This window comes from Pseudomonas sp. NA-150 (genome assembly GCF_044336365.1).
In the GTDB taxonomy this organism is placed as follows: Bacteria; Pseudomonadota; Gammaproteobacteria; order Pseudomonadales; family Pseudomonadaceae; genus Aquipseudomonas.
In genome coordinates, this window is the sequence record NZ_CP172305.1 from 4,431,830 (window position 1) to 4,452,711 (window position 20,882).

Consider the following 20,882-nt stretch of genomic DNA (forward strand, 5'->3'; position numbering starts at 1 on the left):
TTTTCGGTTCAGACAGCCGTGACAGCCGGCTCTTGATGACACAACGACAAGCCCAGCGCCGCACGCCGACGCAACCACGGGCTGGGACGATAACGCGGGTCGGCGGTCAGTTCGGACATACGTTGCAGAATCAACAGAATCCGCTGCGCGCCCAGTTGGTCACCCCAGGTCAGCGGCCCATGGGGGTAGCCTAGGCCCAAGTGCACGGCCTGGTCGATATCGTCGACGCTGGCGATTCGTTGCTGAGCAATGTCGCAGCCCAGGTTGACCACCATCGCCAGGGTCCGTTGCGCGACAAAACCGACGCTGTCGTTAATCACCGAGACGCCCACGCCATCCCGCGCGAACAAGGCGTGGGCCGCATCGCGCAGGGTGGTGTCGGTGGCCGGGGTCAGCATTAATGTGCGCTGGCGCGCGAGGTCGGTCAGCAGATCAATACAGACGGTGCGCTGCGGATCGGTGCCAAAGTGCAGCGCCGCCGAGGTCGCGTCTCGGCCATAAGGCGCCAGTAAACACAGGGCTGCGGCGGACGGTTGCTCGCCGTGTTCAAGATCCGCGCCGAGTGCGATCAGCAGCTCGCTCAGACGCTGATGATCGTCGGCATTTTCCGCCGCGATCCACACCGGCGGCAATTGCACCCCTGACGGCACAGCTTGCGGCTCGGGCGTATCCACCCGCTGGCCATTCTCGTAACGATAGAAACCCTGATTGACCTTGCGCCCCAAATGCCCGCCCACCAGCATCCGCCGGGTCAGCGGCGACGGTTTGTAGCGCGGTTCGTTGTAATACTGAGTAAAAATCGACTCCATCACTGGATGGGAAACGTCCAATCCGGTCAGATCCATCAATTCCAGCGGCCCCATGCGGAAACCGGCGCCGTCGCGCAGGATGCGGTCGATCTCGCCTTTGCTCGACACGCCCTCGTCGAGCATCTTCAGCGCTTCGGTGCCATAGGCGCGGCCGGCATGGTTGACGATAAAGCCCGGTGTATCCTTGGCTCGCACGCCGCGATGGCCGATGCGTTGGGCAAAGGCCAGCAAGCGATCGCCGACCGAAGCCTCAGTGGCCAAACCTTCGATCACTTCGACGATGCGCATCAGCGGCACCGGATTGAAGAAGTGAAAACCGGCGATCCGCTGTGGCCGTTGGCTGCCAGCCGCAATTGCGGTCACCGACAGCGATGAGGTGTTGCTCGCCAGAATGCACGCCGTTGAAACCACGGCTTCCAGTTGTGCGATCAGGCTGCGCTTGACCTCAAGGTTCTCGACGATCGCCTCCACCACCAGATCGCAGCCCGCCAGTTCTTCGACGGCGCTGATCACTTGCAGGTTGTGCAATGCGTCATCCATCGCCTGCTGGCTGATCTTGCCCTTGCCGACGAGGGTGGCGAAGGTTCGGCCAAGGTTGTCCCGTGCCACCTGCGCCGCGCCGTCGCGGGCATCGAATAGCCGCACCTGAACCCCGGCCTGCGCGGCGATCTGCGCAATGCCGGCGCCCATCACCCCGGTACCGACCAGGCCCATGATGTTGATCGAGTCAGCCATGCTTATTCCCCCCGATACTGCGGTGCGCGTTTTTCGAAGAACGCCGCTGCGCCCTCCTTCTGATCTGCAGAATCAAACAGCAGTTGAAAGGCTTTGCGTTCCAGCACCAGCGCGCTTTCCAGCGGCAAGTCGGCACCGGCCAGCATCACTTCCTTGATCTGCTCCACTGCCAGCGGTGGCAGCGCGGCAATGTGTGCCGCCAGCTCAAGGGCGCGAGGGATGGTCTGATCGTCAGGCACCATTTCACTGATCATGCCAATCGCCAGCGCTTCGGAAGCCTTGACCATGCAGCCAGTCAGCGCGATGCGCATCGCCTGGAACTTGCCCACCGCACGGATCAGTCGCTGTGTACCTCCAGCGCCGGGCATCAGCCCGAGCTTGACCTCCGGCTGGCCAAAGCGCGCCGACTCGCCGGCGACGATCATGTCGCAATGCATCGCCAACTCGCAGCCGCCACCCAAGGCAAAACCGTTAACCGCTGCGATCACCGGTTTCGGGCAGCGGCTGATGGCCTCCCACAGGTACTCGGTGTGACGGCGGTACATGTCAATGGGACTGGCGCTGGCGAATTCCTTGATGTCGGCACCGGCGACGAAGAACTGCTCGCCGCCGGTCAGCACGATGGCACGCACATCGCTGCGGCGGGACAACCCGCGAAAGTGCTCGGCCAGTTGCTCGCGGACCTGGGTATTCAGCGCGTTTTTAACTTCCGGCCGGCGAATGCGGACCACCGCGACGCCATTGTCCTGCACGTCCAATTCAACGACGGTGGCAGGGCTGTCAGTAGGGATGGGTTGGCTGCTCACATCAACTCCTTGCGCACGATGATTCGTGGATTCTTGTTAGTTTCGCTGTGCGAAATTTAATTCCGTAATTAACGATAATCATAAGCAGGCTACCCTTTGCTGTAAACGCCTTTGCCTCTCAGCCTGCGCTATTCGTCGATATACCGCTGTTTTAATTAAATTTTCTACCACCTAAATATTATATTTTTGAGTTTGCTTAGTTTCGCTGTGCGGAATACAATTTTGTTTTATTGATTTTTAGAAAAAAGAGGCACTAACATGCGCCATCGAATCACCGACGGGGATGCAGCCAATACCCCGACCGACAGTACCGTCTCGGCGGCTTTCGAAAACAGTTTGCTCGACCCGATGGGGGCCGTTCAGGAGGAGGACAAAGATCGCCAGTTCGTCACCGCGTTGGCACGCGGTCTGGAATTGCTGCGCTGCTTCACCCCGGGTGAAAGCGTGCTGGGCAATCAGGATCTGGCGCGTAAAACCGGGCTGCCAAAACCCACGGTCACGCGGCTGACCCACACCTTGACCCGTCTCGGCTACCTCAAGCACGAGCCGCAGTCAGGGCGGTACCAGCTGAATGTCGGGGTCATGGCCCTCGGCTACGCGATGGTTTCCAATTTGTCGGTGCGGGCGGTGGCGCATCCGTTGATGGAGGCCATGGCCAAGCACGCTCAGGCAGCGGTGGCGATGGCGGCCCGGGATCGCCTGGACATGGTCTACCTGGACGTGGTGCACGGCGAAGCGAACATGACTATGCGGCGTCAGGTGGGCACCCATCTGCCGCTGCACTTGAGTTCAGTGGGCCGGGCTTGCCTGGCAGCGATGCCGGAAAACGAGCGCGAGTTCATCCTCGAGCACATTCGCCAACGCCATTTGCAGGACTGGCCGGCGATTCGTAAGGGGCTGGAGCGCGCGTTCAGGGATTACACCGATTACGGCTATTGCATGTCGATCGGTGAATGGCACCGCGATGTCAACGCCATCGCCGTGCCGCTGCTGCACGCACAACATGGGTTACTGACGTTCAACTGCGGCGGACCGAGCTTTCACCTCTCCCGGGAGAAACTCGAAGACGACATCGGGCCACGGCTGAAACACATGGTGAACAACATCGAGGCCGCCGCGCGCTGATAAAACCGGTGACGGTGCCTCCCAGACATAAACAAGACCGGCCCGAGACACGGGCCTCTGAGGAACGCACATGATCCGAGACGCTGAAACGCTGAACATTTTGCTGGACTCCATCCACCAGTTTGTCACCGAAGCGCTGATCCCGCGCGAAAACGAATTGGCTGAAACCGACGCCGTGCCGTCCGACATCGTCGAGCAGTTTCAGGAAATGGGCCTGTTTGGCCTGACCATCCCCGAAGAGTTCGGTGGCCTGGGCGTGACCATGGAAGAAGAGGTGAATATTGCCTTCGAACTGGGCCGCACCTCGCCGGCCTTCCGCTCCTACATCGGCACCAACAACGGCATCGGTTCGATTGGCATCCTGCTCGACGGCACCGAGGAACAGAAAGCCCATTACCTGCCGAAACTGGCCAGCGGCGAGCTGCTCAGCGCTTTCTGCCTGACCGAACCGGACTCGGGGTCCGATGCGGCCTCGCTGAAAACCAGCGCCGTGCGCGATGGCGATCACTACATCATCAACGGCACCAAGCGCTTCATCACCAACGCACCGCATGCCGGGATCTACACGGTAATGGCCCGCACCAACCCGGAAATCAAAGGCGCCGGCGGTATCAGTGCCTTCATCGTCGAGCGCGGCACGCCGGGCCTGTCGCTGGGCAAGCGCGATCACAAGATGGGCCAGCAAGGCGCACACACCAGTGACGTGATTTTCGACAACGTGCGCGTGCCCGCCAGCCAGTTGATCGGCGGCGTCGAAGGCGTTGGTTTCAAGACCGCTATGAAGGTGCTGGACAAAGGCCGGCTGCACATCTCTGCCGTCAGTGTCGGCGCTGCCGAACGCATGTTGTCCGACGCACTGAACTACGCCATCGAGCGTAAACAGTTTGGCCAGCCGATTGCCGAATTCCAGTTGATCCAGGCCATGCTCGCCGACAGCAAAGCGGAAATCTACGCCGCCCGCTGCATGGTGCTGGACGCCGCGCGCAAACGCGACGAAGGCCAGAACGTCAGCACCGAAGCCTCGTGCGCCAAGCTGTTCGCCACCGAAATGTGCGGCCGGGTCGCCGACCGCTGCGTGCAGATCCACGGCGGCGCCGGTTACGTCAGTGAATACGCCATCGAGCGTTTCTACCGTGATGTGCGCCTGTTCCGTATCTACGAAGGCACCACACAGATCCAACAACTGGTAATCGCCCGCAATATGATTCGCGAGGCGCAACGCTAGTCCGATCTGTTCTCTGTCTGCATACCAATAAATACAACAAGGTAATCCTATGGAAGCGGCTGCTCAGGCCGGCGCAGTGGCGTCGACCAAAACCCATATATGGGTCATTGTTTTTGCGTTTTGTTTTCTCGGGCTGTTGATCGACGGCGCCGATTTGATGCTGCTCTCCTACAGCCTCAGCAGCCTGAAGGCCGAGTTCGGCCTGACCAGTGTCGAGGCCGGCAGCCTCGGCAGCTTCACCCTGGCCGGCATGGCAGTCGGCGGTATTTACGGCGGCTGGGCCTGTGACCGTTTCGGTCGGGTCAAGACCGTGGTCTGGAGCATTCTGGTGTTCTCCGTCGGCACCGCGATTCTCGGCCTGACGCATAACTATTGGGAGTTCGCCAGCGCCCGATTCTGCGCCTCGCTGGGGTTGGGTGCGCTGTACGTGGCGTGCAATACCCTGATGGCCGAGTACGTGCCGACCCGCTATCGCACCACCGCATTGGGTACGCTGCAGGCCGGTTGGTCGGTGGGCTACATCGTCGCCACCCTGCTGGCCGGCTGGATTCTGCCGAGTTACGGTTGGCGCTGGTTGTTCTATGTTGCCATCGTCCCGGTGATCATGGCATTGCTGATGCAGCGTCTGGTACCGGAACCGCCGGCCTGGGTCAAAGCCAAGGCTGAGCGTGCCGAGGCCAAAGCCCGTGGCATCAAAACAGCGGTGCCGGTCAAAAGCGAAAGCATGTTCAAGCTGATCTTCAGCGACCCCAAGGCCAGCCGCATGTTCGTCATGTGGGCATTGACCGCCGGCTTCCTGCAATTCGGTTATTACGGCGTCAACAACTGGATGCCGTCGTACCTGGAAGGCGAACTGCACATGAACTTCAAGTCGATGACTTCGTACATGGTTGGCACCTACGCGGCGATGATTCTCGGCAAAGTGTTGGCCGGTTTTGCCGCCGACCGTTTGGGACGGCGCATGGTGTTTGCCTTTGGCGCACTGGGCACGGCGATCTTCCTGCCGGTGATCGTGCTGTTCCAGAGTCCGGATAATATCCTGTGGATGCTGGTGACCTTTGGCTTCCTGTACGGCATTCCCTACGGCGTCAACGCGACGTACATGACCGAGAGCTTTGAAACCCGGTTCCGTGGATCTGCGGTGGGTGGCGCCTACAATATCGGCCGGATCGGCGCCGCCATCGCCCCGGCCGCCATCGGTTACCTGGCGTCCAATGGCTCGATCGGCCTGGGGTTCATGGTGATGGGTGCGGCGTACTTCATCTGCGGTGTGATTCCGGCGTTGTTCATCAAGGACAAGCAGTTCGATCCGCAGAAGCAGTAAGGCTCACTTGGCGGTAAAAAAACGACCTTCACTGTCTCTGAGCATCTGCACCATGGCCTGCGCCGCCGGCGAAAGATAACCGCCGCAGCGCAAGGTCACGCCGATGGTACGCTTCATGGTGGTTTTCTTCAGCGGCACCTCGCGCAGGTGCTTCATGCCGGTGCCGAACTCCAGGGTTTCGCGGGCGAGGAAACTCAGCAGATTGGTCTGCGCAATCAGTCGCGGCAGTAGCGAGATCGAGTTGGTTTCCACCTGCACTGACGGCAGCGGCAGCTCATTGGCGCGAAAGGCTTCATCCACCCAGCGCCGTGACGACACACCGATCGCCGGCAGAATCCAGCGGTAGTTGCACAAGTCGCTCATCTGAAACGGCGCCTGGAAAATCGGGTGATGATGGCTGGCGACCACCACCGCTTCGTCTTCCAGCACCGGGTAGCTGATCAGTTGCTCGTCGCCGGTCATCAGCGGGCAAATGATCATGTCCAGCTTCCCCGAACGCAGCGACTCGCGCAGCAGGTCGTCCTGGCCGATCACCAGTTTCAGGGTGATCTCCGGCGCGCGCTGCAACAACGCCGAGGTCAGCTCCGGCAACAGGTATTCGGCCATGGTCGCGGCACAGCCCAAACGAATATTGCCCACCACCCCACTGGCAAAATCCCGCACCTCGCGCTGCGTCTCGGCGATGCTCTGTTGCAACTGCCGGCCCCGTGCCTGCAGCAACTCACCCACCGGGGTCAGTTTGATCCGCCGCCCGTCGCGCTGGAACAGTTTGGTGCCGAAGGATTCCTCCAGACGCTGGATGCTTTTGGTCAACGCCGGCTGGCTGCGATTGAGCTTTTCCGCAGCGCGCCCCAGGTGCCCGAGTTCGGCAATGGTGTCGAAATAAGTGAGATCGCGCAGATCCATGATTGATCAACCAAAGTTATAGATTCATGACTATTAGAAAATAGACTTGATCGATTGCGCTGTCGATACTGCACTGGCTGCGCAGGCCAATGCCTGCGCGGAATGCTGATGCTCTGGAGAACTGTTTTGTCGCGCGTTTCCGACTTTTCGCTGCACACTCAACCGCGTTTGGTTCAATGGTTGCTACTGGCTGTCCTCGCCGGCAGCGCCGGTCAACTGCTCAAATACTGGAGCATTCCCGCTGCCCTGTTCCTCGGGCCGATGCTGGTGGCGATTGCCTTCGGCGTGGCCGGTGTCTCGATCCGCATCCACAAATTAGCGTTCCGCATTGGCCAGGGCTTCGTCGGCATGCTGGTGGCCCACGCCATGACCCTGTCGGTGTTGACCACCGTCGCGCAGAGCTGGCACGTGATGCTGGTCGCCACCGTGCTCACGGTGCTGCTCAGCGCCGTGGTGGGTCTGGTACTGGTGCGCTGCACCGACATCGACGGCAGCACCGCCGCCTGGGGCACCTCGCCTGGCGCGGCGTCGGCAATGGTGGCGATGTCGGAAGAGTCTGGCGCCGACCCGCGCGTGGTCGCGACCATGCAATACGTGCGGGTGGTGTGCGTGGTAATGATCGGGGCACTGGTCAGTCACCTGTTCGCCGGCGACAGCGCTGCGTTGGTGCCGATCAGTACGGTAACGCCCGAAAGCGGTAACCCGCTGGACATTGTGTTCAGCGTGATCGCGATTGTGGTCGGCGTGGCGGTGAGTGCGCGAGTTCCGGCGGGCGCGTTGTTGGTCCCGCTGTTGATCGGCGGCGCCCTGCAATTGACCGGCCTGCTGCACATCAACCTGCCGCGCTCATTGCTGGCGGTGGCCTACGGGATGGTGGGTTGCTACATCGGCCTGCGCTTCGACCGCGCGGCGGTGCTCTACGTGTGGCGGCGTCTGCCGGCGATGATCTGCAGCGCGGTACTGCTGATCGCCCTGTGCTCGGTGTCGGCCTGGTTGCTGTCGGAGTGGATGGGCAAGGATTTTCTTTCGGTCTACCTGGCCACCAGCCCCGGCGGCCTGGACTCCATGGCGATCATCGCGATGGACACCCATGCCGACGTTGGCTTCGTCCTGGCGATGCAGACCCTGCGCCTGTTCGCGGTGATCATCAGCGGCGGCTTCCTCGCCCGCCAGGTGATTCGCCTGACCGAGAAAAAACCTGAGGCGGTGATTAATCCCTTATAGGAGTCGGGCTTGCCCGCGATGGCGGTATGTCTGACAGGCCGCATCAACCAGTTCTCGGGCAAGCCCGCTCCTACAACCGCGCCAATCCCGTCGCCAAACTCGGCGCCAGCGCCAACATCGGCAGCAACGTCGCCTGATAGGCGTGGTAAAGGTCCGGCTTGCCCGGCCAGATATCCGCGCTGGGTTCGTTCTGCGGATTCATCTCATGACGCCAACTGCCATACAGCCGGTCGATGAAGTAGGTCTCGTTGAACTCCCAGAACAGGCGATACCAATCCTCGTACTGCTTGTCACCGGTGCGCTGCAGCAACGATGCCGCCGCCGCGCAGGCTTCGGCATGGGTCCAGTGCAGACGATGGCGCACCACCGGACGGTTTTCCCAGTCCAGGGTGTAAACGATCCCCGGCTTGCCATCCACGTTCCAGCCATAACGGCAGCCGCCGTCGAACAGCCGCTTGGCGTCTTCCAGCAACCATGCCGGCGTTGGCAACTTGGCTTTTTGTCGCGCGGCTTCCAGATGCAACACCAGCCGCGCCCATTCGAAAGCGTGGCCCGGCGTGGTGCCATACGGACGGAAGCCGTCGGCAGGGTTGTCCTGGTTGTACTCGGGCAGCGGCTGCCATTGCAGGCTGAAGTGCTCGACCACCTGAAAATTGTTGGCTGCGGCATGGGTGTGGATGACTCGCTCGACGATGCTCAGTGCACGGTCCAGCCATTTACTGTCCCCGGTCACATCCGCCAACGCGAGAAAAGCTTCGGTGCCGTGCATATTGCTGTTGGCGCCGCGATAGGCTTCTTCCTGGCTCCAGTCCCGGGTGAACGACTCACGCAAGGTGCCTTCTGCGGCGCTCCAGAAATGAGACTCGATGACCTCAATCGCCTGAGCCAGCAGTTCATTGGAACCCGGCCGCCCGGCCACCACTGCCGAACTGGCCGCCAGCGCGACGAAGGCATGCAGGTACGCCGCCTTGCCATCATTGGCACCCGCCGTCAAAGGCGCCGCGAACCAGCCACCGTGCTCGGCATCCCGCAGAGGCCCCAACAGTGCCGCGACACCATGATCAACCAACGCCGCGCAGCCAGGAATGCCGCGAATATGCGCCAGGGCGAAGCTGTGGGTCATGCGTGCCGTGTTCATGGTTTCGGCACCGGCACCGGCGGGAAGGCGACCTTGATCATCCAGGTTGCCAAAACCTTGCGGGTGTTTTGAAGCCTTGGCGAAGGCCAGCAGACGGTTACCTTCCTGCGACAACCAGGCTGCATGGCCCGGTGCCTGCAACCAACTGCTGAAACCGCGTTTCACCTCGTCCATGGGTTACCCTTGCCTCCGTCGATGAGCAAAAGCCAGATCATGCGTGCGAGGTTGGGCAGGTGCAAGGGGCGCAATGTCACGCAAACGTCACCGACCTTGAGTCAGGCACAAATCCTGTAGGAGCGGGCTTGCCCGCGATGGCGGCGTGTCTGACACGCCGCGTCAAGCAGATCGCGGGCAAGCCCGACTCCTACAGGATTGGGCTAACCGTTACACACGGAAGCGGGTCACCACTTGACTCAACTCCCCCGCCAGGCGCGACAGTTCGTTGCTCGAGGCGCTGATCTGCTGCGCGCCCGTCGACGACTGCATCGACAGGTCACGAATGTTGACGATGTTGCGGTCCACTTCGCGAGCGACCGCCGCCTGCTCTTCCGCGGCGCTGGCAATGACCATGTTGCGCTGGGAAATCTGATTGATCGACTCGGTAATGTCGGTCAGCGATGCACCGGCACCCTGGGCCAGCACCAGCGTCGAACTGGCGCGCTCGCTGCTGATCCGCATCGACTCCAGCGCCTGCACCGAACCACTGCGCATGGCGGAAACCATCTTGTCGATTTCCAGGGTCGACTGCTGGGTGCGATGGGCCAGCGCCCGTACCTCGTCAGCCACCACGGCGAAGCCACGGCCCGACTCACCGGCACGTGCCGCTTCGATGGCGGCGTTCAACGCCAGCAAGTTGGTCTGCTCGGCCACCGAACGAATCACGTCCAGTACCTTGCCGATGTCCTGGGACTGATCCGCCAGGTTCTGCACCAACTCGGACGTGGTCTGCACGTTGCTGGCCAGTGACTCGATGGCCTGCACGGTTTCCACCACCCGCGCCTGACCGGCAATCGCCGAGTTATTGGATTGGGTCGATGCCTCGGAAGTCGATACCGCGTTGTGCGCCACTTCTTCCACCGCAGAGGTCATTTCATTGACCGCTGTGGCCGCCTGTTCGATCTCGGCGTTCTGCTGTTGCAAGCCACGGTTGCTGTTTTCAGTGACTGCGTTCAGTTCCGTCGCCGCCGCAGCCAGTTGCGTGGCCGAGCTGCCGATCTGGCGAAGGGTGGTGCGCAAGTTGTCCTGCATCTGGCCCAAGGCATTCAACAGGCGCGTGACTTCGTCCTTGCCGCTGATGCGCACGCTGTGGGTCAAGTCGCCCTTGGCCACGTATTCAGCGACCGCCACCGCTTCTTGCAGAGGGCCGACAATACTTTTGGTCAACAACAGCGCCAGGCCGATGGTGCCCAGTGCCGCGACGATCACAAATAGCAGCACCACGTTACGTGAGTGGCCATATTGCGCTTCGGCGTTGACCCCTTCCTGGTCGACGTTTTTCGCATAGAAATCGCTCATGTCGCTGAGCTGCTTGCCGGAACCGTCGACGATGCGCTTCATGTCCACCAGCAACAATTTGATCAGCGCCGGCTGGTCGTTCTTCGCCGCCAACACGAAGGACTGCTCCACACCCCGTTGATACTCGGCCAGCGACTGCTTGAAGCCGTCGTTCATCTGACGCTCTTCCGGCGAAGTGACGAAGGTGGCAAAGGTTTCGAGTTTTTTCGCCAGGTCCTGATTACGCACGTCCATCTGGCTGCGGTATTCCGGGATGTGCGCCGGATCCGGGTCCAGGGCCATGCGCAGGGAAATGGTGCGAATACGCAGCATCAACTCACGGATGTCGTTGACCACACGCATGCTCGGCATCCATTTGCTCTCGACCGCGACTTCGCTTTGGCGAATCGTCGACATCTGAATCAAGGCAAACCAGCCCAGCAGTGCAACCAGCAGGGAAATCAAAGCAAAACCGAGGCCCGCACGACGGGCGATGGTCAAATTGCGTAGGTTCATGACCGTAGGCTCATTTTTATAAGGGCAGGACGAACAGGAGATAGGTCGTCGTATGACTAAAGAGTCTATCGACTGGGCGCAGGGCTTCTTTAAACAAATATTCAGTGCGTAGCGGCAATTGCACATTCGCCCTGTCATTTAGATATTTTGCCGACGAACGTATGGTCAAAATCTACACTTTATCTGTCTAGACGTTGATGACCTGAAAAGGACGCTGCCATGCATCTCGAAGGTTCGTGCCATTGCGGGGTGGTCGAGTTCAGTCTCGACAGCACTCACCCCTACCCTTATCAACGCTGCTACTGCTCGATCTGCCGCAAGACTCAGGGCGGTGGCGGCTATTCGATCAATCTGAGCGGCGATGCGCGCAGCCTCAAGGTCAACGACCGCAAGCACATCGCCATTTACCACGCACGCCTGCGCGAAGGTCATGACGTGCACTTGAGCAACGCCGAACGGCATTTTTGCAAGAAGTGCGGCAGTGGTTTGTGGCTGTACAGCCCGGAATGGCCGGAGCTGATCCACCCCTTCGCGTCGGCCATCGACACCCCGCTGCCCAAAGCCCCGGAACACACTCACTGCCTGCTCGATTCCAAGGCCTCCTGGGTAGAAGTTGATGTGCAACCCAACGACCAACAGTTCGAGGGTTACCCCGAGGAATCGATCGAGGAATGGCACACGCGGCTGGGCTTGACCCGCTGAAATGCGCTGAACCTCACCGTACCGCCCGACTCATAACAGGGAACGGACTGTCTGGAGAATCTCCATGCCACTGCATATCGTCGCCCGCTTTGCCGAGCTTGCCGAAGACCGGGGCATCGAGGTCGAGATCGGCAAAAACAAAATCCTCCTGCTGCGCAGCGGCGACCAGGTGCGCGCCTATCAAGCCGAATGCCCACACGCCGGCGCCCCGTTGGCCGAGGGCGCCATCTGCAACGGCCGACTGATTTGCCCCTGGCACAAGGCAGCGTTTGCCATCGAGAATGGCCAACTGTGTGAGCCACCCGCGCTGCTGAATCTGACCCGCTATCCGGCGCAGGTGGTCGGCGATCAGGTTCAGGTCGATGACCAGGCCATGCCCCCGGTCAAACCTGCCGCAAATAAGGATGATCGTTGTTTCGCCCTCATTGGCGCGGGCGCTGCGGGAACAGCGGCGGCCTCGGCATTGCGCGACAGCGGTTTCGGCGGTCGCCTGCTGTTGATTGATCGCGAAGCCGAGCCCGGCTATGACCGCACGGTGCTGAGCAAATTTGTCCTCGCCGGAGAGATGACGGTGGAGGAAACACCGCCCTTGCTCGATGCCGCCTTTTATCGCGAACAACGCATCGAGCGGATTCACGGCGAAGTCACTCGACTGGACGTGGTCAACAAGCGCCTGACCCTGAGGGACGGGCGCGATTTCAATTATCACGCCGCGCTGCTCGCCACTGGCGGCCAACCTCGGGCCCTGGATCTGCCGGGAGCCGGGTTGCCGCAAGTGTTGCTGCTGCGCTCGCGTCAGGATACGCAACGGATAATCGACGCCGCACCCGCCGCCCGCCACGCGGTGATCATTGGAGACAGCTTTATCGGACTGGAAGCAGCGTCGTCCCTGCGCCAGCGCGGGTTGACCGTAACCGTGCTGGCGCGCCATGAGGTTCCTTTCGCCGCACAATTTGGTGAGCGCATCGGCCGCGCGATTCGTACGTTGCATGAACAGAACGGCGTCGTGTTTCGCACCCAGGTCGAAGCGACTCACTTCGAAGGCACGGATCGACTGCAGGCCGTGGCGCTGAACAATGGCGAGCAGTTACCCGCAGATCTGGTGTTGATCGGTATCGGGGTCAACCCGGCGACCGAATGGGTCGAAGGCATCAAGTGCGAAGACGACGGCTCGTTGCGCGTGGATGACACCCTGCGTGCCGCCGAAGGGCTGTGGGTGGCGGGCGATATCGCCACCTTTGCCCTGCATGACCAGCCGCGACGCATTGAACACTGGCGCCTGGCCCAACAACAGGCACGCATCGCCGCGCACAACATGCTCGGCAGCGAGGAGCGCTACAGCGATGTGCCGTTCTTCTGGACCTACCATTTCGGCAAAAACTTCGATTACCTCGGCCATGCCGAACAGTGGGACGACATCGTCTTTGAAGGCACGCCGGAGCAGTACGCATTCATCGCCCTGCTGTGCCAGAACGGCATCGTCGCGGCAGTGGTCGCCTGCGAATACCAGCGCGTGACGTCGATGCTCGCCGATCGCATGAAACGCCCGCTGGCCATGGGTGAGGCGTTGAAGTTGATACGCATCCACAGCGAGCAATAGGAGACCCCCATCGTCCGGATGCCGCGCTGCCGTGCAGCAAACGCCCATAGCAGTCCGGCTTGTCGGCGATGGCGCGCCGTCTGGCACTCCGCGTCGTCCCCTTCGCCAACGTGTTGGCGAAGGCGGTAGTCAGCTATGCCGACGCTGCCCCTGCGGCTCGGTGCGCTCCGCCATGCCACTCTCAACCACCCCTTCCACCGCCAGCCACCAGGCATTGCCGCGCGATGGGTAATCCAGGTAAAACGCCTGGCCCATCTGCGGCGTGGTGATGCTGATGTTCTTTTCCCAGGCCAGCGCGAGGATCCGGTCAAACGGTTCGTGCCACGCGTGCATCGCCAGGTCGAACGTACCGTTGTGGATCGGCAGCAGCCAGCGCCCGCGCAGGTCGATGTGGGCTTGCAGGGTCTGCTCGGGTTGCATGTGCACGTCCGGCCAGTCGACGTTATAGGCGCCGGTTTCCATCAGCGTCACGTCGAACGGCCCGTACTGCTCGCCAATCTGCTTGAAGCCGTCGAAGTAACCACTGTCGCCGCTGAAGAAAATCCGCCGCGCGTCATCGATGATCACCCACGACGCCCACAGCGTCTGATTGCCGTCACGTAGCGTACGCCCCGAAAAATGCTGCGACGGCGTAGCGACGAAGCGCATGCCATCGATCTCGGTGTCTTGCCACCAATCCAGTTGCCGCACTTTGGCTGCCGGCACGCCCCACTCGATCAAGGTATCGCCCACACCAATCGGCGCCAGGAAATGCTCGACCTTGGGCGCCAGCGCCTTGATCGCCATATGATCGAGGTGGTCGTAATGGTTGTGCGAGAGGATCACCGCCTTGATCGGCGGCAAGTCTTCAAGGCTGATCGGGGGCTGGTGGAACCGTTGCGGACCGGCCCACTGCACCGGCGAGGCGCGTTCGGCAAACACCGGATCGGTCAGCCAGAACTGGTTGCGCAGCTTGAGCAACACCGTCGAGTGGCCTAACCGAAACACGCTGTTGTTGGGTGCCGCCAGCAGTTGCTGACGCGACAACGGCTGCACCGGGATCGCCCCTGCCGGTCGGGTATGCGACGGTTTATTGAACATCGCGGTCCAGAAAACCCCTAGGGTTTTCTTGAAGCTCATCCGGTTGATCGGTGCGTTATTGCGATAGCGCCCTTCATGCTGCACGGATGGCATCTGGTGGGCGGCGTCTGGATTTCGAGTGGTCTTGGTCATGAACAGCTGGCTCCTGGGAGCAGGTCGGATTCCCGCCTCTTGACGATTTGGGAAGACAGGTAGAACGTACCGCGAAAGCAACTACACTACACAGTGTAGTTTTAAGCTTGCAACAACTCGGATCACAAGTAAACTGCCGAGTGTATTTTTTCCGATCCGCCTGTCCGAAGCGAACCTATGAAAGCCCCTTTACGCCTGACCGACCGAAAACGCGAAGCCATTGTCCAGGCGGCCATTGCCGAGTTTCGCGCCAACGGTTTTGACGTCACCAGCATGGACAAGATCGCTGCTGCGGCCGAGGTGTCCAAGCGCACGGTGTACAACCACTTCCCCAGTAAAGAGGAACTGTTCGCCGAAATTCTTCAGAAGTTGTGGGCCAGCAGTAAAGAGCTGCTGGACGTGAGCTACCACCATGATCGCCCGTTACGCGATCAGTTGCATGAGTTGCTGGCGGCAAAGATGGCGACCCTGGCGGACAGCAATTTCCTTGACCTGGCGCGGGTGGCCACGGCGGCAACCATTCACTCGCCGGAGCGCGCAGAAAGCATGTTACGGCGGGTCAGCGAACGCGAACAAGGTTTCAACGGCTGGATCAGCGCGGCACAGGCCGATGGTCGTTTCAAGCCGATCGACCCGAGCTTCGCCGCCAACCAGATTCATGCACTGCTCAAGGCGTTCGCCTTCTGGCCACAAATCCTGCGCAACGAACCGCCACTGACGCCGGAGATGCAGACGGTGGTGATCGAGTCGACGCTGGATATGTTTTTGGGTTGGTATGAAATTGCTTAGTGAGGGTCAAAACGGTATCTACGGTAATTTTTGGGCCTGGCACAGGGGCTGTGGGAGGCTTGCCTACGAATGGCCTGGCGTGATTCAAGCCTCCTGCGCATACGCCTGAAACAACGCCTCCAGCCATTGCATGAACACCCTCAACCGCTCCGGCATGTGCTGTTGCTGTGCATAGAGTAACGACACCTCCATCGGCGCCGGCACGTGATCCGGCAACACCGAGATCCATTCACCGCTGGCCAGCAAGTCGCGCGCGCCCATGTGCGGCACTTGCACAATCCCCAGTCCCGCAGCGCAGGCCGCGGAGTAGCACTCGACGTTATTGACCGTGATCCCGCCAACCATCGCGACTTGCCGATGCTTGCCGTTGAGCTGGTATTCAAAACCTTCCGAGCGCGAGCCCAACACACTCACATAATGCACCAGCCGATGCGTGGCCAGATCCTCAAGGGTCTGCGGAATCCCGTATTCACGCACATACCCCGCGCTGACGCAGTTGATCATCCGCACCTGACCGATGGGCCGCGCGACGATGGATTGATCCGGTTGCGCGCCGACCCGCAACACACAATCGAACCCTTCTCGCACCAAGTCGACCCGGCGGTCGGTGCTGCTGATTTCCAATTCGATCTGTGGATGCCGCGCAATGAATTCCGGCAACTGCGGCATGAACACTTTGCGCGCCAGGATGCTGGGCATGTCGACCCGCAGGCGTCCGGCCAACACCGCGCCGGTTTGACGAAACAAGCCTTCCAGTTCATCCATGTGCGACAGCAGGTTCTTGCTCCGTTCGTAGAGCACCAAGCCGTCCTGCGTCACCTGCACCTTGCGTGTGGTGCGGTGCAGCAAGCGCGCGCCCAGCAGGGCTTCCAGTGCCTGAACCTGTTCCGAAACCGTCGAGCGCGGCAACCCCAGACTCTCGCCCGCCTGGGTAAAACTCGACAGTTCGGTGACCCGAATGAAGGTCTTGAGCAATTCCAGTTTGTTCATGGGTAATGCCTTGTATTGTTCGGCTTATCCGACCAGTGATTCCGATTTTGTCCTGTTTATCACCAACCAGCGGATAAATACACTTCCTCGACTGCTTTACATCCCCCTGAGGAACACGCCATGACTCGTAACATCGCACTCATTACCGGCGCCAGCCGTGGACTCGGCCGAAGCGCGGCGCTGCACCTCGCCGCACAGGGCGTCGACATCATCGGCACTTACCACAGCAACCTCGCCGAATCCCAAGCAGTGATCAGCGAGGTCGAGAAACTCGGCGCTCGTGCGGTGATGTTGCAGTTGGACGTCAGCCAGAGCAGCACCTTCGCCGGGTTTGTCGCCGAGGTCGCTAACACCTTGAACACCACGTTCTCCCGTACAACCTTCGATTTCCTGATCAACAATGCCGGCGTCGGTTTGCATGTGCCCTTCGTTGAGGTTCAGGAAGCGCAGTTCGACCAAATGGTGAATATTCACCTGAAAGGCCCGTACTTCCTGACCCAGGGCTTGCTGCCATTGATCGCCGACGAAGGCCGGATCGTCAATATTTCCTCGGGTCTGGCGCGCTTCTCCATGCCAGGCTTAAGCGCCTACGCCATGATGAAGGGCGGTATGGAAGTAATGACCCGCTACCTGGCGCTGGAGCTTGGCCCGCGCCGGATCCGCGTCAACACCTTGGCCCCCGGCGCGATCGCCACCGATTTCAGCGGCGGCATGGTCCGCGACAACCCGCAGGTCAATCAGAACATTGCCAACGCTACCGCTTTGGGCCGCGTGGGCCAGGCGGATGACATCGGCGGCGCCATCTCGATGCTGTTGGGTGAAGGCAGTGGCTGGATCAATGGCCAACGCATCGAAGCCGCAGGCGGCGTTTACCTCTGACCGGCCACGACCCGCGCAACGATCTGTTCGCGCTGGGCCAATAGCGCCGCCCCGCGTTGACGTGCCAGCGCCAGCACCTCCGCCGGGGCGTTCTCTGGACGACCTGAGTTGAAGGGTGGCGCTGGCGCGTATTCCATTTGCAACTGCGTCGCCTGCGCTTCCTGATCGCCGAACAGTTCGGCGGTCAAGGTCAAGGCGAAATCGATGCCCGCCGTGACCCCGCCGCCGCTCATCAAGTTGCCATCGCGCACCACCCGTTCCTGCACCGCAATCGCGCCAAAGGCTTCGAGCAAGCCGTGGGACGCCCAATGGGTGGTGGCCCGGCGTCCGCGCAATAAGCCTGCTGCGCCCAATACCAAAGCCCCGGTGCATACCGACGTGATGAAACGCGCATTGGCGGCTTGATGGCGGATAAATCCCAACGTCTCCTCGTCTTCCATCAACGGATTGACCCCGGTACCGCCTGGGATGCAGATCACCTCCAGCGCCGGGCAGTTGGCGAAATCCACGCTCGGGCTCAGCATCAGCCCGGTGCTGGAACGGATCGGCTCAAGGTTCTTCCAGATCAGGTGCACGGTGACATCGGGCAATGAGGCGAACACATCATAAGGACCTGTCAGGTCGAGTTGTTGCACGTTGGGGAACACAAGTAAGCCGATGTGCAGGGTCATTGCGGTGTCTCCTGGTTCATGGTTGGCCAGTGGATTGGCGGTGGACGTACTGACTGTAGTCCGCTAGCCTTTGGCAGATACGCCAGATAACCCACACTTTCCGCCAAAACCGCTTTACACCCGAGGCAATCATGCCCGACACCCTCAAAACCCTGTATGTACTGACCTTTCCCGACGTGCAATTGCTCGACGTGTCTGGCCCCGTGCAGGTGTTCGCCTCGGCCAACGAACTGATGGCCAAACAGGGCCGTGCAGCGCCCTACTCGCTCAAGGTGATTGCCGCCGAAGGGTCTTCGGTGATGTCTTCCGCTGGACTCGGCTTGATCACCTTGCCCCTGCCAACGGCCGACCAGCCGTGCGACACCCTGCTGATTGCCGGTGGTCGCGGGATCGATGCGGCGGCGGATAACCCACAGTTGCTGAACTGGCTACAAATCCAAGCGCTCAACGCACGACGCGTGGCGTCGGTGTGCAGCGGCGCGTTTCTATTGGCGGCAGGTGGGTTGCTCGACGGGAAACGAGTGGTCACGCACTGGAGTCGCTGCGCGGAGCTGGCCCGACGCTACCCCGCCCTGCACGTCGAGGCCGATCCGATCTTCATCAACGACGGCAAGCTCTGGACTTCGGCCGGGATCACCGCCGGCATCGACCTGGCGCTGGCCTTGGTCGAAGAGGACCTCGGCCATGACCTGGCGCTGGCCGTGGCCCGACACCTGGTGGTGTTTCTCAAACGCCCTGGCGGCCAGTCGCAGTTCAGCGCGACCCTGGCCCTGCAAAACAACGCCGGACGCTTTAGCGAGTTGCATGCCTGGATCGCGGAAAACCTCAGCGCGGACTTATCGGTGGCGGTCCTCGCTGAACGGGTGGGCATGAGCGAACGCAGCTTCGTGCGCCACTACCGCGCGCAAACCGGCAGTACGCCGGCGCGGGCCATCGAACAACTGCGGGTTGAGGCCGCGCGGCGGCTGTTGGGCGATACAGTGTTGCCGATCAAGCGAGTGGCCAGTCGTTGCGGTTTCGGCACCGAAGAAACCCTGCGCCGCAGTTTTTTGCGGGCGATTGCGGTGACGCCTCAGGCCTATCGCGAGCGCTTTGCCGCCGAGTGAAACACCGAACCCGCATTCGACATAGAATCACCCCATTCCTTGAATTGCTGCTGTTGAGCGACTGCCATGCATTACGACCTGTTGATTCGCAACGCCCTGATCATCGACGGCTGCAACACACCCGGTTACCCGGCCTATGTTGCCATTCACCAAGGCCGCATCCAGCGCATCGGTGACCTCAGCGGTGCAACGGCCACCGATGAGGTCGACGCCAACGGCCGCGTGCTGGCGCCGGGCTTCATCGATGTGCATACCCATGACGACACGGTGGTGATCCGCAAGCCTGAGATGCTGCCGAAAATAAGCCAGGGCGTGACCACCGTGATTGTCGGCAACTGTGGCATCAGCGCTTCACCGGTCAGCCTGGCCGGTGACCCGCCGGACCCAATGAACCTGCTGGGCACTGCCGCGGCCTTCGTCTATCCGCGTTTCAGCGATTACCGCGCGGCGGTGGATGCGGCGCGGCCGGCGGTTAACGTCGCGGCGTTGGTCGGCCACACGGCGTTGCGCAGCAACCATCTGGACGATTTGTACCGCACTGCCCGGCCTGCGGAAATCGCCGCCATGCGCGAACAACTGCGCGACAGCCTCGAGGCCGGCGCACTGGGCCTTTCCACCGGCCTGGCCTATGCCTCGGCGTTCTCTGCCGAGACCGATGAAGTGTTGCAACTGGCCGAAGAACTGAACGCCTTCGGTGCGCTGTACACCACCCATCTGCGCAGTGAGTTCGAGCCAGTATTGGAGGCGATGGACGAAGCCTTTCGCATTGGCCTGCATGCCCGCTCCCCGGTGGTGATCTCGCATTTGAAATGCGCCGGGGCCGGTAACTGGGGGCGCAGTCCGCAGTTGCTCAGTGCACTGGAACAGGCCGCGCGGCAGCATCCGGTGGCCTGTGACTGCTATCCGTATGCCGCCAGTTCGTCGACGCTGGACCTCAAGCAAGTCACCGACGCGCATCGAATCACCATCACCTGGTCGACGCCACACCCCGAACAGAGCGGGCGCGACTTGCTCGACATCGCCGCCGAGTGGAATCTCTCGCTGCTGGACACGGCACGCACACTGCAACCCGCAGGCGCGGTGTATTACGGCATGGACGAGCAGGACGTGCAGCGCATTCTGGCGCACCCGCTGTCAATGATCGGCTCCGATGGCTTGCCGGAAGACCCGTTTCCACATCCGCGTTTGTGGGGTGCCTTCCCACGCGTACTCGGCCACTTCAGCCGCGACCTGGGCTTGTTCCCCCTGCACACCGCCGTGCACAAGATGACCGGCCTGACCGCTGCCCGATTCGCCTTGCATGAGCGCGGGGAAATTCGCGAGGGTTACTGGGCAGATTTGGTGTTGTTTGACCCGCAGCGGGTGCGGGATGTCGCCGACTTCAAAAACCCGCAGCAGGCTGCCGAGGGGATTGACGGGGTGTGGGTCAACGGAGTGTTGAGCTATGCCGAGGGGCAGTCGCAGGGAGCACGGCAAGGGAGATTCTTGCCGCGCGGTGCCGGATTGAGTGAGGGATTCAACCGATACTCCTGACTGAACACATACCCTGTAGGAGATGCCGCAGGCTGCGATCGGCTGGGAACCAGCCGTGTTTGCGTGAAGGTCGCTCCGGCCTTATCGCAGCCTGCGGC

Annotated in this window: 18 protein-coding genes and 1 pseudogene; 10 read left to right on the forward strand and 9 right to left on the reverse strand. The window is 61.2% G+C overall.

Annotation, left to right across the window (positions count from 1 at the left end; genetic code table 11):
* Window positions 1-8: 8 nt before the first annotated feature.
* Window positions 9-1,544 (reverse strand): 3-hydroxyacyl-CoA dehydrogenase, encoded by a 1,536-nt coding sequence (locus ACF0H7_RS21010; RefSeq protein ID WP_397448789.1) that lies wholly within the window; start codon window positions 1,542-1,544, stop codon window positions 9-11.
* Window positions 1,545-1,546: 2 nt separating this feature from the next.
* A complete protein-coding gene (locus ACF0H7_RS21015) occupies window positions 1,547-2,335 on the reverse strand; it encodes an enoyl-CoA hydratase (RefSeq protein ID WP_397453966.1) in 789 nt (262 codons plus the stop codon).
* Between the two features lie 273 nt (window positions 2,336-2,608).
* On the opposite strand from ACF0H7_RS21015, the gene ACF0H7_RS21020 reads away from it, so the two are divergent.
* The 3 genes from ACF0H7_RS21020 to ACF0H7_RS21030 all read left to right on the forward strand — a co-directional run bounded on the left by ACF0H7_RS21020 (window position 2,609) and on the right by ACF0H7_RS21030 (window position 6,024).
* Window positions 2,609-3,475, forward strand: coding sequence for an IclR family transcriptional regulator (locus ACF0H7_RS21020; RefSeq protein WP_397448790.1), 867 nt, complete (start codon window positions 2,609-2,611; stop codon window positions 3,473-3,475).
* A gap of 70 nt (window positions 3,476-3,545) precedes the next feature.
* On the forward strand, window positions 3,546-4,700 hold the full coding sequence (locus ACF0H7_RS21025) for an acyl-CoA dehydrogenase family protein (protein WP_397448791.1): 1,155 nt from the start codon (window positions 3,546-3,548) through the stop codon (window positions 4,698-4,700).
* A 49-nt stretch (window positions 4,701-4,749) separates the two neighbouring features.
* The gene (locus ACF0H7_RS21030) at window positions 4,750-6,024 is read left to right on the forward strand and encodes an MFS transporter (RefSeq protein WP_397448792.1); all 1,275 of its coding nucleotides are present in this window, start codon (window positions 4,750-4,752) and stop codon (window positions 6,022-6,024) included.
* Between the two features lie 3 nt (window positions 6,025-6,027).
* Here ACF0H7_RS21030 and ACF0H7_RS21035 read toward each other — a convergent pair whose 3' ends face one another.
* Window positions 6,028-6,930: a LysR family transcriptional regulator gene (locus ACF0H7_RS21035; protein ID WP_397448793.1), complete on the reverse strand. Its 903-nt coding sequence runs from the start codon at window positions 6,928-6,930 to the stop codon at window positions 6,028-6,030.
* A 126-nt stretch (window positions 6,931-7,056) separates the two neighbouring features.
* On the opposite strand from ACF0H7_RS21035, the gene ACF0H7_RS21040 reads away from it, so the two are divergent.
* The gene (locus tag ACF0H7_RS21040; RefSeq protein WP_397448794.1) at window positions 7,057-8,154 is read left to right on the forward strand and encodes an AbrB family transcriptional regulator; all 1,098 of its coding nucleotides are present in this window, start codon (window positions 7,057-7,059) and stop codon (window positions 8,152-8,154) included.
* Window positions 8,155-8,224: 70 nt separating this feature from the next.
* Here ACF0H7_RS21040 and ACF0H7_RS21045 read toward each other — a convergent pair whose 3' ends face one another.
* The 3 genes and pseudogenes from ACF0H7_RS21045 to ACF0H7_RS21055 form a co-directional block, all read right to left on the reverse strand.
* Window positions 8,225-9,466, reverse strand: a complete 1,242-nt coding sequence (locus tag ACF0H7_RS21045) for an AGE family epimerase/isomerase (protein WP_397448795.1) — start codon at window positions 9,464-9,466, stop codon at window positions 8,225-8,227.
* 210 nt (window positions 9,467-9,676) lie between these two features.
* Window positions 9,677-10,540: a methyl-accepting chemotaxis protein gene (locus ACF0H7_RS21050; protein WP_397453968.1), complete on the reverse strand. Its 864-nt coding sequence runs from the start codon at window positions 10,538-10,540 to the stop codon at window positions 9,677-9,679.
* Window positions 10,532-11,440: pseudogene (locus ACF0H7_RS21055) on the reverse strand (MCP four helix bundle domain-containing protein); the annotation flags it as partial. The pseudogene ACF0H7_RS21055 and the gene ACF0H7_RS21050, both read right to left, overlap by 9 nt.
* Before the next feature lie 81 nt (window positions 11,441-11,521).
* Between ACF0H7_RS21055 and ACF0H7_RS21060 the strand changes: the two are divergent.
* A complete protein-coding gene (locus ACF0H7_RS21060) occupies window positions 11,522-12,004 on the forward strand; it encodes a GFA family protein (protein WP_397448796.1) in 483 nt (160 codons plus the stop codon).
* 64 nt (window positions 12,005-12,068) lie between these two features.
* Complete coding sequence (locus ACF0H7_RS21065) at window positions 12,069-13,604, forward strand: FAD-dependent oxidoreductase (RefSeq protein ID WP_397448797.1); 1,536 nt, start codon at window positions 12,069-12,071, stop codon at window positions 13,602-13,604.
* Between the two features lie 129 nt (window positions 13,605-13,733).
* Here the strand turns inward: ACF0H7_RS21065 and ACF0H7_RS21070 are convergent, their stop codons facing one another.
* Window positions 13,734-14,816 carry an MBL fold metallo-hydrolase gene (locus ACF0H7_RS21070; protein ID WP_397448798.1) on the reverse strand — a complete coding sequence of 361 codons (1,083 nt, stop codon included), beginning with the start codon at window positions 14,814-14,816 and terminating at the stop codon, window positions 13,734-13,736.
* A gap of 177 nt (window positions 14,817-14,993) precedes the next feature.
* On the opposite strand from ACF0H7_RS21070, the gene ACF0H7_RS21075 reads away from it, so the two are divergent.
* Complete coding sequence (locus ACF0H7_RS21075; RefSeq protein WP_397448799.1) at window positions 14,994-15,605, forward strand: TetR/AcrR family transcriptional regulator; 612 nt, start codon at window positions 14,994-14,996, stop codon at window positions 15,603-15,605.
* Between the two features lie 84 nt (window positions 15,606-15,689).
* On the opposite strand, the gene ACF0H7_RS21080 is transcribed toward ACF0H7_RS21075, so the two are convergent.
* Entirely contained in the window at window positions 15,690-16,595 is a 906-nt protein-coding gene (locus ACF0H7_RS21080; protein ID WP_397448800.1) for a LysR family transcriptional regulator, read from the reverse strand.
* A 120-nt stretch (window positions 16,596-16,715) separates the two neighbouring features.
* On the opposite strand from ACF0H7_RS21080, the gene ACF0H7_RS21085 reads away from it, so the two are divergent.
* On the forward strand, window positions 16,716-17,474 hold the full coding sequence (locus ACF0H7_RS21085) for an SDR family NAD(P)-dependent oxidoreductase (protein ID WP_397448801.1): 759 nt from the start codon (window positions 16,716-16,718) through the stop codon (window positions 17,472-17,474).
* On the opposite strand, the gene ACF0H7_RS21090 is transcribed toward ACF0H7_RS21085, so the two are convergent.
* A complete protein-coding gene (locus ACF0H7_RS21090) occupies window positions 17,465-18,145 on the reverse strand; it encodes a DJ-1/PfpI family protein (protein WP_397448802.1) in 681 nt (226 codons plus the stop codon). The two genes, ACF0H7_RS21085 and ACF0H7_RS21090, sit on opposite strands and share 10 nt — an antisense overlap.
* Window positions 18,146-18,276: 131 nt before the next feature.
* Here ACF0H7_RS21090 and ACF0H7_RS21095 point away from each other — a divergent pair, with 131 nt between their 5' ends.
* Window positions 18,277-19,251 carry a GlxA family transcriptional regulator gene (locus ACF0H7_RS21095; protein ID WP_397448803.1) on the forward strand — a complete coding sequence of 325 codons (975 nt, stop codon included), beginning with the start codon at window positions 18,277-18,279 and terminating at the stop codon, window positions 19,249-19,251.
* A gap of 66 nt (window positions 19,252-19,317) precedes the next feature.
* Window positions 19,318-20,784: an amidohydrolase family protein gene (locus ACF0H7_RS21100; protein WP_397448804.1), complete on the forward strand. Its 1,467-nt coding sequence runs from the start codon at window positions 19,318-19,320 to the stop codon at window positions 20,782-20,784.
* Window positions 20,785-20,882 lie beyond the last annotated feature (98 nt).

What these genes read in the sequence shown, in the direction of transcription:
- ACF0H7_RS21025 (WP_397448791.1), top strand. Translation starts at nt 3,546, where the DNA reads ATGATCCGAGACGCTGAAACGCTGAACATTTTGCTGGACTCCATCCAC.
- ACF0H7_RS21030 (WP_397448792.1), top strand. Translation starts at nt 4,750, where the DNA reads ATGGAAGCGGCTGCTCAGGCCGGCGCAGTGGCGTCGACCAAAACCCAT.
- ACF0H7_RS21100 (WP_397448804.1), top strand. Translation starts at nt 19,318, where the DNA reads ATGCATTACGACCTGTTGATTCGCAACGCCCTGATCATCGACGGCTGC.
- ACF0H7_RS21065 (WP_397448797.1), top strand. Translation starts at nt 12,069, where the DNA reads ATGCCACTGCATATCGTCGCCCGCTTTGCCGAGCTTGCCGAAGACCGG.
- ACF0H7_RS21070 (WP_397448798.1), bottom strand. Translation starts at nt 14,816, where the DNA reads ATGACCAAGACCACTCGAAATCCAGACGCCGCCCACCAGATGCCATCC.
- ACF0H7_RS21095 (WP_397448803.1), top strand. Translation starts at nt 18,277, where the DNA reads ATGCCCGACACCCTCAAAACCCTGTATGTACTGACCTTTCCCGACGTG.
- ACF0H7_RS21020 (WP_397448790.1), top strand. Translation starts at nt 2,609, where the DNA reads ATGCGCCATCGAATCACCGACGGGGATGCAGCCAATACCCCGACCGAC.
- ACF0H7_RS21035 (WP_397448793.1), bottom strand. Translation starts at nt 6,930, where the DNA reads ATGGATCTGCGCGATCTCACTTATTTCGACACCATTGCCGAACTCGGG.
- ACF0H7_RS21045 (WP_397448795.1), bottom strand. Translation starts at nt 9,466, where the DNA reads ATGGACGAGGTGAAACGCGGTTTCAGCAGTTGGTTGCAGGCACCGGGC.
- ACF0H7_RS21080 (WP_397448800.1), bottom strand. Translation starts at nt 16,595, where the DNA reads ATGAACAAACTGGAATTGCTCAAGACCTTCATTCGGGTCACCGAACTG.
- ACF0H7_RS21010 (WP_397448789.1), bottom strand. Translation starts at nt 1,544, where the DNA reads ATGGCTGACTCGATCAACATCATGGGCCTGGTCGGTACCGGGGTGATG.
- ACF0H7_RS21075 (WP_397448799.1), top strand. Translation starts at nt 14,994, where the DNA reads ATGAAAGCCCCTTTACGCCTGACCGACCGAAAACGCGAAGCCATTGTC.
- ACF0H7_RS21090 (WP_397448802.1), bottom strand. Translation starts at nt 18,145, where the DNA reads ATGACCCTGCACATCGGCTTACTTGTGTTCCCCAACGTGCAACAACTC.
- ACF0H7_RS21050 (WP_397453968.1), bottom strand. Translation starts at nt 10,540, where the DNA reads ATGCAGGACAACTTGCGCACCACCCTTCGCCAGATCGGCAGCTCGGCC.
- ACF0H7_RS21085 (WP_397448801.1), top strand. Translation starts at nt 16,716, where the DNA reads ATGACTCGTAACATCGCACTCATTACCGGCGCCAGCCGTGGACTCGGC.
- ACF0H7_RS21060 (WP_397448796.1), top strand. Translation starts at nt 11,522, where the DNA reads ATGCATCTCGAAGGTTCGTGCCATTGCGGGGTGGTCGAGTTCAGTCTC.